General features: G+C 59.2%; 12 protein-coding genes. 7 read left to right on the top strand and 5 right to left on the bottom strand.

The window, feature by feature from the left end:
* Both ABHR76_RS08390 and ABHR76_RS08385 read left to right on the top strand, forming a co-directional pair.
* Positions 1-646: zinc-binding metallopeptidase family protein (locus tag ABHR76_RS08390; RefSeq protein WP_488212533.1), on the top strand; the 646-nt coding region annotated here is incomplete at its 5' end.
* Positions 647-748: 102 nt separating this feature from the next.
* Positions 749-1558: a YaaA family protein gene (locus ABHR76_RS08385; protein WP_346977345.1), complete on the top strand. Its 810-nt coding sequence runs from the start codon at positions 749-751 to the stop codon at positions 1556-1558.
* 23 nt (positions 1559-1581) lie between these two features.
* Here ABHR76_RS08385 and ABHR76_RS08380 read toward each other — a convergent pair whose 3' ends face one another.
* Positions 1582-2097: a hypothetical protein gene (locus tag ABHR76_RS08380; protein ID WP_346977344.1), complete on the bottom strand. Its 516-nt coding sequence runs from the start codon at positions 2095-2097 to the stop codon at positions 1582-1584.
* A gap of 171 nt (positions 2098-2268) precedes the next feature.
* On the opposite strand from ABHR76_RS08380, the gene thiC reads away from it, so the two are divergent.
* Positions 2269-3603: a phosphomethylpyrimidine synthase ThiC gene (thiC, locus tag ABHR76_RS08375; RefSeq protein ID WP_346977343.1), complete on the top strand. Its 1335-nt coding sequence runs from the start codon at positions 2269-2271 to the stop codon at positions 3601-3603.
* A gap of 181 nt (positions 3604-3784) precedes the next feature.
* A complete protein-coding gene (gene thiD, locus ABHR76_RS08370) occupies positions 3785-4615 on the top strand; it encodes a bifunctional hydroxymethylpyrimidine kinase/phosphomethylpyrimidine kinase (RefSeq protein ID WP_346977342.1) in 831 nt (276 codons plus the stop codon).
* A 331-nt stretch (positions 4616-4946) separates the two neighbouring features.
* On the opposite strand, the gene ABHR76_RS08365 is transcribed toward thiD, so the two are convergent.
* From ABHR76_RS08365 to ABHR76_RS08350, 4 genes are all read right to left on the bottom strand, one after another.
* Positions 4947-5606, bottom strand: a complete 660-nt coding sequence (locus ABHR76_RS08365; protein WP_195544807.1) for an SGNH/GDSL hydrolase family protein — start codon at positions 5604-5606, stop codon at positions 4947-4949.
* Positions 5607-5685: 79 nt separating this feature from the next.
* A complete protein-coding gene (locus ABHR76_RS08360) occupies positions 5686-6837 on the bottom strand; it encodes a TIGR02452 family protein (RefSeq protein ID WP_346977340.1) in 1152 nt (383 codons plus the stop codon).
* Between the two features lie 138 nt (positions 6838-6975).
* A complete protein-coding gene (locus ABHR76_RS08355; protein WP_346977338.1) occupies positions 6976-7671 on the bottom strand; it encodes a Bax inhibitor-1 family protein in 696 nt (231 codons plus the stop codon).
* Between the two features lie 78 nt (positions 7672-7749).
* Positions 7750-8088 carry a hypothetical protein gene (locus ABHR76_RS08350; protein WP_346977337.1) on the bottom strand — a complete coding sequence of 113 codons (339 nt, stop codon included), beginning with the start codon at positions 8086-8088 and terminating at the stop codon, positions 7750-7752.
* 250 nt (positions 8089-8338) lie between these two features.
* On the opposite strand from ABHR76_RS08350, the gene ABHR76_RS08345 reads away from it, so the two are divergent.
* From ABHR76_RS08345 to ABHR76_RS08335, 3 genes are all read left to right on the top strand, one after another.
* A complete protein-coding gene (locus tag ABHR76_RS08345; RefSeq protein WP_117655139.1) occupies positions 8339-9388 on the top strand; it encodes an inorganic phosphate transporter in 1050 nt (349 codons plus the stop codon).
* A 67-nt stretch (positions 9389-9455) separates the two neighbouring features.
* On the top strand, positions 9456-10079 hold the full coding sequence (locus tag ABHR76_RS08340) for a DUF47 domain-containing protein (RefSeq protein ID WP_138112201.1): 624 nt from the start codon (positions 9456-9458) through the stop codon (positions 10077-10079).
* Between the two features lie 279 nt (positions 10080-10358).
* Positions 10359-10889, top strand: coding sequence for a nitroreductase family protein (locus tag ABHR76_RS08335; RefSeq protein ID WP_346977336.1), 531 nt, complete (start codon positions 10359-10361; stop codon positions 10887-10889).
* Positions 10890-10913: the final 24 nt, after the last annotated feature.

Genomic DNA, 10913 nt, shown 5'->3' with positions numbered 1-10913 from the left:
GGGCCTGGACCGCTCCATGATTCTGGGCTATGGCCACGACGATCGCGTCTGCGCTTACCCCTCTATGCTTGCCCAGATCGACGTCGCAAACGTGGAGCGCACGAGCATCACGCTCATCGTCGACAAGGAGGAGATCGGCTCCGTGGGTGCCACCGGCATGACGAGCCGCTTCTTCGAGAACACCGTCGCCGAGATCATGACGCTCGCCGGCGAGGATAGCCCACTGGTTCTGCGCCGTGCACTCGCCCACAGCCGTATGCTCTCCTCTGACGTGTCCGCCGGCTTCGACCCGGGCTACGCCGGCAAGTTCGAGACCAAGAACGCAGCCTTTATGGGTCGCGGCCTGTGCTTTAACAAGTACACGGGCAGCCGCGGCAAGGGCGGCTCCAACGACGCCGACGCCGAGTACGTGGCCCTCGTCCGCGACATCATGGACGAGGCCGGCGTGGACTTCCAGACCTGCGAGCTCGGCCGCGTCAATGCAGGCGGCGGCGGCACCATCGCCTACATCATGGCCAAGTACGGTATGAACGTCATCGACTCCGGCGTTGCCGTCCTGTCCATGCACGCCCTGTGGGAGGTCGCCAACAAGGCCGATATCTACGAGGCCTACCGCGGCTACAAGGCCTTCATTGAGCGTGCCTAACTAGCCCCTCATCAGTTGCGGTGAAATAGTTCCTAAATAGCCCTTTAAACAGGCAAAACAAGAACTATTCCACCGCAACTTCTTTTTGGCAGAGGAGAATCCATGCTGCAGGTCATCATTTCGCCCGCAAAGCAGATGCGCGCGGCCCAAGACGCTTTTGAAGTCCTGGGCATTCCACCCTTTGCGCACGAGACGGCTCGCCTCCACCGCGCGCTGCTAGATATCGAGCGAAATGAAGGCAGCGGCGGCTTGCAGGCGCTTTGGAACGTAAGCGACAAACTGCTGGGGTCTTGCCTCGACACTCTGCATGAGTTCGAGCCCATCCTGAAAAACGACGACCTCGACAATCCCGATATCGCCCGTAACGTCTCTCCCGCCGTCATGTCCTACCACGGCATTCAGTACCAGAGCATGGCGCCTGAGGTGATGGATTCCGCACAGCTCGCATGGCTGCAAAGCCACCTGTGGATCCTCTCGGGCCTTTACGGATGCGTTCGCCCCTTTCATGCCGTCGAACCGTATCGGCTGGAGATGGGCGCGAAGCTCGCCGTCGACGATGTCTGTGACCTCTATGCGTTTTGGGGCGATAAGCTCGCACGGACTATCGTTCCGACAGGCTCAAACACCACGATCGTCAACCTCGCCAGCGTGGAATACGCCAAAGCCGTTCTGCCCCACCTTGCCGCCGACGTCACGGCCGTCACTTGTCTCTTTGGCGAAGGTGTCCGCAACGGCAAGCCCATCCAGCGCTCGACCGCCAGCAAAAAGGCGCGCGGCTCCATGGTGCGCTGGATGGCAGAAAACAAGCTCGAGGATGCAAGCGAACTTACCGCATTCAACATCGGCTATCGGCACATCCCCGAGCTTTCAGACAAAAACACCCTGGTTTTCATGAACGCGCAGGCACTATAGGCCCGCCGTTTCCAAACACCCCGTTACTCCGCCAAGCCATCGGCCTTTGCAATCTCGCTCGTCGAGCCATTTTGGTAGGTAATCTTAACGTGCTCTACGTCGGATACCGTAACGCCCGACGGAGGTTCCAGACGCCACTCCGTCAGAGCGATATCCATGGTCGTGGGCACATCGCCCTGATCTTTGAGCTTCACCATGAGTGTTTTGAGTGCCTCATCAAACGTCACGCGTTCGATTTCTTCGCCCGGAATAGACCCGCCGCTCAACTGCAGCTGCACAAACTCGTCGCGCGGATACCAATAGTCGCCCGGTGCGGCAACCGTGTTGCCACCAGAAACTTTCATGGTCATAATCGGCAGGCCCTCGTCGGCCTCAAACTCCCATGCAGCGCCGCCGCGACCACCAAACGTCCAGATACAAAAGGCAATCACCAGCACGGCAAGCACCGCAAAACCGATCGCGACAAGGCCATGGTGCGCACGGCTTTCCTCGGCCGATACATCCCATTGCGTCTCTCGATATAGATGCTTGTCTTCCATGTTCGCCTCCCCACAGGCACGCTCGTTGGCCCAATCGTACCCATTCAGGCTATACTTGAGCCCATTACATAAACGGGGAGCTTGCAGGACAAGACGGCAGGCTGAGACTGGGCGCGCCCGCCCTGACCCGCAAACCTGATATGGGTAATGCCAACGAAGGGAGCCGTGCCAATGAGCACACAGACCGAGCCCAAGCTCGTCACGCAAATCGACTTCGCCCGTGCCGGGCAGATCACGCCGCAGATGAAGGAAGTCGCCGAGCGCGAGCATCGCGACCCCGAGTACATCCGCGAGCGCGTGGCCGACGGCCGCATCGCCATTCCCGCCAACATCGTGCACATCAAAAAAGGCATGCGCGCCTTTGGCGTCGGCGAGGGCCTGTCCACCAAGGTCAACGTGAACCTGGGTATCTCGGGCGACAAGGCCGATGCCGCCGAGGAATGGAAGAAGGTCAAGATCGCCGAGGACTTTGGCGCCGACGCCATCATGGACCTCTCCAACTCGGGCAAGACGCGCCAGTTCCGCCAGCAGCTCATCGACGAGACGCCGCTCATGGTAGGCACCGTCCCCATGTACGACGCCATCGGCTACATGGAAAAGCCGCTGGTCAAGCTCACCAAGGACGACCTGTTCGAAGTCGTGCGCGCGCATGCCGAGGACGGCGTGGACTTTATGACCATTCACTGCGGCATCAACAAGTCGGTCACCAAGACCTTTAAGGAGACCGGCCGCCTGATGAACATCGTGAGCCGCGGCGGCTCACTGCTGTTTGGCTGGATGGAGGTCACCGGTAACGAGAACCCGTTCTATGAGTTCTACGACGAGTTGCTCGGGATTTGCCACGAATACGACGTGACGATTTCGCTCGGCGACTCCTGCCGCCCGGGCTGCCTCTACGACTCCAACGACGCCACCGAGACCGCTGAGATGATCGAGCTGGGCAAGCTGTGCAAGCGCGCTTGGGCCGCCGGCGTCCAGGTCATGGTCGAGGGCCCGGGTCACATGGCGCTCGACGAGATCGCCGCCAACATGAAACTGCAGAAGCGCCTGTGCCACAATGCTCCGTTCTATGTGCTCGGGCCGCTGGTGACCGATATCAGCGTGGGTTACGACCACATCACCGCTGCCATCGGCGGCGCCATCTCCGCCAGCTCCGGTGCCGACTTCCTGTGCTACGTGACACCGGCAGAGCACCTATGCCTGCCCAACGCCCAGGATGTGCTCGACGGCCTCATGGCCACCAAGATCGCCGCACACGCCGCCGACATCGCCAAAAAGGTGCCCCACGCCCGCGACATGGACGACAAGATGGGCCAGGCACGCCGCAAGCTTGACTGGGACGCCATGTGGGAGTGCGCGCTCGATCCGGTTACGGGCAAGAAGCGCTACGAGGAGTCCCCCGCCGCCACCGAGGGCACTTGCACCATGTGTGGCAAGATGTGCGCCGTCCGCACCGTCAACAAGATCTTCGAGGGCACCACGATCGACCTCGGCATGGAGGACTAGCCTGTCGCCGCGGCCGCTTCTGTCGGCGAGCTGGTGCCTGTCAATTGTTGACGTGTGAACATTTGCTTGCATTTGCGTAAAGATTGCATCGCCCGCCCGGGTTCGACATAGAGTCGGCCCGGGCATCTTTATAATGCTGGCTTATAGACCCATTTGATTCCGACCGAACAAGGGAGCGAACATGGATCGCAGTAAGGTACCTGCCGTTCTATCCATCGCAGGATCCGATTCCAGCGGTGGCGCCGGCATTCAGGCCGACATCAAGACCATCACGGCGCACCGCCTGTATGCCGAGACGGCCATCACCGCCATCACCGCACAGAACACCCTGGGCGTTACCGCCGTGCAGGATATCTCGCCAGATATCGTAGCCGCGCAAATAGACGCCGTTTTTGACGATATCCGCCCCAGCGCCGTCAAGATCGGCATGGTTTCTTCTGTCGAGATTATCGAAGTCATCGCCGACCGCTTGAGCGCCTGGAACGCAACGAACGTGGTCGTCGACCCCGTCATGGTCGCCACCTCGGGCGCGCGGCTGATTGCCGAAGATGCCGCCGAGGCGCTCACCCGCCGCCTGTTCCCGCTAGCGACGGTTATCACGCCCAATATTCCCGAGGCCATGGCACTGCTCGACTATGAGGTCGACTCCGAGCGCACGCAGCAAAATGCTGCCATGCTCCTCACCCGCCGCTTTGGTTGCGCATCCCTCGTTAAGGGTGGGCATCTTGTCAACGAGGCCAACGATGTACTGGCCGAACCCGCGCCACTCGATGACGAGGGCAACCATCTGGGAGACCCACTCACCACGTGGTTCCGCCACAAGCGTATCGATACCAATAACACACACGGCACCGGCTGCACGCTCTCGTCCGCCATTGCCTGCGCGCTGGCCCAGGGTATGGATCTTGCCAATGCCGTCAACGCCGGCAAGGCCTACCTGACAGGCGCTCTGGCCGCCGGCTTTGACATGGGCAAAGGCTCCGGCCCCGTCAACCACATGTGGCAGTATTAAGATTCGCAGCCCAAGCCACCGCAAAGGGGACAGGCACCCTTGCGGTGGTTCCCACAAACATCTCGATCTGTAACAGTTAGAGTCCATTTTTCGGCCCACCTGTTACAAATCGAGACATTCAAATTCCGCTGAAACGAAAATCTCAATCTGTAACAGCAACTCGGCGAAATCGACCCTAGATGTTACAGATCGAGACAAACGACCGATATCGACCTAAATAATCTTAATCTGTAACATCTAGCCCGTTTTCGGCCTTACAACTGTTACAGATCAAAACAAACCAACGAAACAAGCCGTCGCAAGGGGAACTTCTGTACTGCTTTGGGTCGCGCTACTCACCAAGCATCTCTTGGAGCTTGGCTGCCACGGCGTGGCCCAGGCTCTCGTGGCTTTCGGGCATCATGTGCAGATAATCGATATCGCCCGGCTCGGCAAAGTCGGCGGCATTCAAAAAGTCGCAGCCAAACTGCTCAGCCACATGCGCGTAGTACTCACCAAAATGTTCCGAGGCTTCTACGGAATGCTCGTCAAAATCGGTCATATATACGTCGGCGATCTGCGGCTTAATCTTGATAGGCGCCATCAGCAGAATGCGCGGACAAGGCGCAGCGTCGGTCCACGGAAACGCGCGGACGGCGCGAATCAGCGCCATGGCGCCACGAGCGATATCGGCAGCCGTCACGTTAAAGACCGTCTTGCAGTCGTTGGTGCCCAGCATGATCACAATGGCGTCCAGCGGCTTATGGGCCTCGAGCATCATCGGAAGCGCGCGAATGCCGTTAAGATTGGTGTCCAGATGGCACATGTCGTCGCGTACCGTCGTGCGGCCGTTGAGGCCTTCTTCAATTACATGCCAGCCCTCGCCTAAGTCACGTTGGGCCACGCCACACCAGCGCACATCCCGCGCATAGCGCACCGCGGTGCCGTCGCGCATGCCCGCCGGATCGTAACCATAGGTGTTGCTGTCGCCAAAGCATAGAACGTTTTTCATCGTAAGCCCTTCCTTTTAGTAAAAAGCCGGCGGGAGCAGCCTCTCCCGCCGGCTCGACCTATCTGTCAACACGTACCGGTTACAGGTACTTGCGCCAATCGTCCTCGTCCTCATCATCCTCGGTAGCAGCCTGGGCCTGCTCGGCGGCGCGAGCTGCCGCAGCGCGAGCGGCAACCTGAGCATAGGACCCCTCGTTGCGCTCGGGGAAGTTTGCCAGCACGTGCTCGAACTTGGCAAAATCCTCATCCCAGCGCGTAGAAGGCACGGCAAAGAAGACTTGCTTGACCTTAAAGTCGCCCGACGCGAGCTCCTTGCGGAAGAGCTCGGCCACGGCCTCTGCGTCAAAGCCGTTGTTGTCGCAGCCCCAAGCACCCAGCACGAGCTTCTCGCGACCCAGCTCGTCGCAGATGGCAAGCACAAAGCGAATGCGGTCGCGCAGGGCATCCAGCAGAGCATCGTCGCTCACGCGATACTCCTGGCGGGCGCGCTTAACGTTGGGCGCGGCGGCCACGATCACGTCGGCGTATGCATGCACGTGGTTGCGGTCGAAGCGCACCGCAGGCACCACTAGGGCGCGGTTACGATAGAGCTCGCAGTTGATGTTGCGGCGACGGTTCTCGCCGTACCATTTGCGCTGCTTATCGAGAACGTTGTACAGATACGAATCGGCGCACAGTGTGGCCTCCTGGCCCAGATAACCCTGAATATAGCCACCGCCCGGGTTGGTGAACGAGGCAAAGGCGAGCACGGCCATGTCGCAGAACTGCGCATAGCCACGACCGTTGTCCAAGATGGCCTGCGTGGCGGAGGCATCGAGCACGGTGACCTCAGGCAGAGACGCAGCAGGCTCCTCAGCAGGCGCGGACTCAGCTTCGGCGATTTCCTCGGCAGGCTCCTCGACGGGCTCAGGAGCTGCCTCGGTCTCGGGCGCTGCCTCGCTCTCGGGTGCCGCCTCGACCTCGGCAGCCTCCGCGCCCTCGACGTCCTCGGCAACCTGTTCTTCGGTGGCCACAGCACTCTGAACCTTGGCCTTCATCGCCGAGACAAAGCCGGCAGGCATACCGTCAAACTCGCGAACACCGGCAAGCGAACGCTCGATATCCTTGGCGCACGCTTCGGACACAGTTGCCACGTGACGCTCGGCGGCCTTGGCACGGGCCTCGCGCTTGGGATTGGGCTGACCCGCTCGGTTGGACCTGCGGTTACGGTTCCTGTTGTCGACGTCTGCCATAAGTGGTCACCTTTCTCGGTCTCTGCCGCTATCGGCTTTTCCCATCCATGATACCCCGCCGCGTACAAAAAAGACGGCCCCGAAGGACCGCCTTTCGCATCGATTTGCACGCACGGCAAGCACCGCCGCAATTCGCCACTAGTCGCGACGGCCGAGGATGTTCAGAATGCGCAGGAACACGTTGATAATATCCACGAACAGGTTAGAGGCCATGAGCACGGCGTTGGGCAGCGTAGGCGGCACCGTCGTGGCAACATAGGTGTCGTAGCCAATAAAGCCAGCGAACACCACAATCACGATCAGGTCGGTGATGGACTGCGAAACGCCCATGAACATCAGCACGATCTCAACCAGAATAGTGGCGAGCAGAATACCAAAACCGATGCCATACACACGCTGGAAAAACTTGGGGAAGGTCACGCCAAGCGCGCCAAAGACAAAGGTGATGGCGGCCGTGGCGATAAAAGCGGTGTTGATGGTGGGCAGGTCATAGTTGGCAAGGCCAAACGACGCGGTCAGGCCAAAGGTACTCGCAAAGATTACGTAGCCCACAAGGGACAGGCCCACGGACTGCTTGCTGGCGGCGGCCGACATCATGACCATGCCGACGATGGTCAAAATAAACGAGCCAAAGACCAGCGGCAAGGCGGCGCCGCTCATCATCATGCGCGCAAACGACATGGTGCTCGTAAAGTAGGCGCCGGCGCCCATGGCGCAAAAGCCCAAGAAGATCAGGGCAGACATGGCGAGATTGTACGCGCGCGGCGACATCTCCTTGGCGCGGCTTGCGCCGCTCTCGACGGGGCCGTTCTGATAGCCCTGGATATCGTTCATACTTCGTCCTTTCAAAAAGCGCACGACAGCGCCGTAGGTAACAAGATTCCTGCCATTGTACCCGAATGCCGCACGTCCTTACCTACGGCGCTCGCCCTCAAGCGTACGATCAAAGGCCCAGACCCACCAACGCATCACGTGTGTCTGCGAGCCGTCTGCCCGCTCGCGCGTCTGGTCCTCCAGATACAACTCGGTCGCGTGCCCGCCAAAACGCACCTTATATGTTGCCGTACGGATGCCGTGGACCATCAGGCCAAACCCGGTGGTCGAGATAATTTCGTCGATCGTAAAACAACGGCCGTCGACCCAGCAGACGGTGACCGGCACGACTTGTCCGCCCGCGAGGATGCGAGCCACGACGTCCACATACTGCTTGTGTACGCGCCGAGTTTTGCCGTCTGTCTGTCGATATTCCATGCCTCCTATTATCGAACGCATGTTTGCATGTTGTAAAGCGAACAGACTGTGGTTTTGGAGTGTCGTAGTAATCGCACGTGTCCGCATGGCGTGTTAGCAAAAAGAACACCCGCGGTCAACAGGGCTAATATTCAATTTTAGTGCCAAAAAGTTCACTTCTCCCATCAGAACTCGGTAAAGAGACCCGCAGGAGGTGATACGATTTATCATGTTTTTGTAACGTGTCTGCAAACTTCGAGAAAGCCCATATATGGACGTAACGTTCTCAACCTTCCTCGGCCAAATTGTGTCGAACCCAGTCCTTGCCGTCACCGTGATCCTCGCGTTGGGCGCCATCTTCGTCAATGGATGGACCGACGCGCCCAACGCCATCGCGACCTGCGTCACTACGCGTTGCATGCCCGCCCGCGCCGCCATTCTCATGAGCGCCGCATTCAACTTCCTCGGCGTGCTCATCATGACGCACTTTAATGCGAGCGTCGCCAACACCATCTCACATATCGTCGACTTTGGCGGAAACAGCACCATGGCGCTCGCCTGTCTGTGCGCGGCGCTGTTCTCCATCGTCGTCTACGGTGCCACAGCGTCGCGTTTTGGCATCCCCACCTCGCAAAGCCACAGCCTTATCGCCGGCCTGACCGGTGCCGCTATCGCCCTCGGCGGCGCGAGCAGCGTCAACGTCCACGAGTGGATGAAGGTCATCTACGGCCTGGCGCTCTCCATCGGCCTGGGCTTTGTCATGGGCTGGGTCCTGTGCAAACTCGTCTCGATTCTTTTCGCCGCCGCCAACAGGCGACGTGCCAATGTCTTCTTTAAATACGCTCAGATCGCGAGCGCCGCGGCCATGAGCTTTATGCACGGCGCGCAGGATGGACAGAAGTTCATCGGCGTGCTCTTTTTAGGCGTGGCCTTCGCAAACGGCCAGACCAGCGTCGGCGATGCCGGCATCCCCATCTGGATTATGCTGCTGTGCTCGGCCACTATGGGTATCGGTACCAGCGTGGGCGGTGAGCGCATCATCAAGTCCGTCGGCCAGAGCATGGTTAAGCTCGAGAAGTATCAGGGCTTCTCCGCCGACCTCGCGGGCGCCGCGAACCTGCTGCTTGCCACCCTTACCGGCATCCCCGTGTCCTCCACACACATCAAGACCTGCGCCATCATGGGCGTCGGTGCCGTCAAGCGCCTCTCGGCCATCAACTTCGGAGTCGTCAAGGACATGATGTTCACCTGGTTCTTCACCTTCCCCGCCTGCGGACTCATCAGCTTTGTCATGGCCAAGCTGTTCATGATGTTCCTCTAATCAAACCGAACGTCCATCCGGACCGCAACACTTCGCCCACCCGTCTTCGCCTCGAAAGGACCCACCCATGGCAAAGAAACCCGATTCGTTCTACTTTGACAACTACGTCGCTTGCGCCGACCTCGCCGTCCAGGCCGCAGAGCTGCTCACCAAGATTTTTGAGAACTTCGATCCCGCGCAGATTCACGACATGCTCAATAAGATGCATGCGATTGAGCATGCGGCAGACAAGAAGCACCACGAGCTCGAAGACGCCCTGCTCACCGCCTTTATCACCCCGCTCGAGCGCGAGGATCTGGATCTGATGAGCTGCGCGCTCGACACCGTGCTCGACCGTATTGAGGGCGTCGTGCAGCGCGTCTACTTCACCAACATCCAGAGCATCCATCCCGACGCCATCGTCATCGCCCACAAGGTGACTGACGCCTGCCGCGCCATGAAAGACCTGATGGTCGAGCTGCCCAACTACCGCAAGTCCAAGACCCTGCGCGAACTCGTCATCCAGATCAACACCATCGAGTCCGAAGCCGACGAGCTCTATATCAACGCCATGCGCAACCTGCACGTTAACGGCAAGGACCCGCTCGAGGTCATCGCCTGGCGTGACGTGTACGCCTTCCTGGAGTACTGCGCTGACTGCTGTGAGAATGTGGCCGATGTTGTGGATTCGATTGTCATGAAGAACAGTTAATTGGGGGTACGTGTCCCGGCGGCGAAGGGCCGGCCACGGTTTGCTTTCTCACTCCGGCTGCTTTGCAGAGTCGTTCGAAAGTAAACCGTGGCCGGCCCTTCGCCTTACGTACCACCATTGGAACTTTGGCTGATAGTTAGAGCGCAATGGGGGGTTGGCCGAGGGGGCCTTTAATACCCAATTGAACACTTTGGTATTCGGTGGGCGTTTGGGTGGATGGGGGTTTGGGTACCCTTTGGTTTACCTTGGATTGATTTGCTGACTTTGGAGGGTTTGGTTATGGGGTATTTGGATCTGGCTCGGGGTCGGTATTCTTGTCGTGAATTTGAGGCTCGGGCTGTGGAGCAGGCTGTGGTGGATGCCATTGTTGAGGCTGGACGCATTGCTCCTTCTGCTTGTAATAACCATCCAGCCCGTGTGATGGTGTTGGATACGCCTGAGCTTCTGGAGAAGGCAGCTGCTTGTCAGCCTCGGTTTGCTCGTGATGGGTCTATCTTTGGCGCTCCGCTTATCTTCCTTATTTGCAGCGTTACCGATGATGCCTGGGTGCGCCCGTATGATCAGATGAACTCGAGTGCCATCGATACTTCGATCGTCTGCGATCAGATGATGATGGAGGCCACCGAGCAGGGCCTGGGAACGTGCTGGGTAGGCCATTTTAAGCCTGAGGTGGCGCAGGAGCAGTTCAATCTGCCCAAGGGCGTCTATCCCTATCACATGCTCGTCTGTGGATATCCTGCCGACCACATCGCCGATTCCGAGCATCGCGAGGCCCGTACCATTCCCCTCTCCGACTTCCTCCTCAAGTAGATTTTGGGACATGCCCTAAAACCT

It is taken from the genome of Collinsella aerofaciens, assembly GCF_039752985.1.
GTDB lineage: Bacteria > Actinomycetota > Coriobacteriia > Coriobacteriales > Coriobacteriaceae > Collinsella > Collinsella aerofaciens_BT.
Note: the sequence above shows the minus strand (reverse complement) of the source record. Positions and strands in the feature narration are given on the sequence as shown.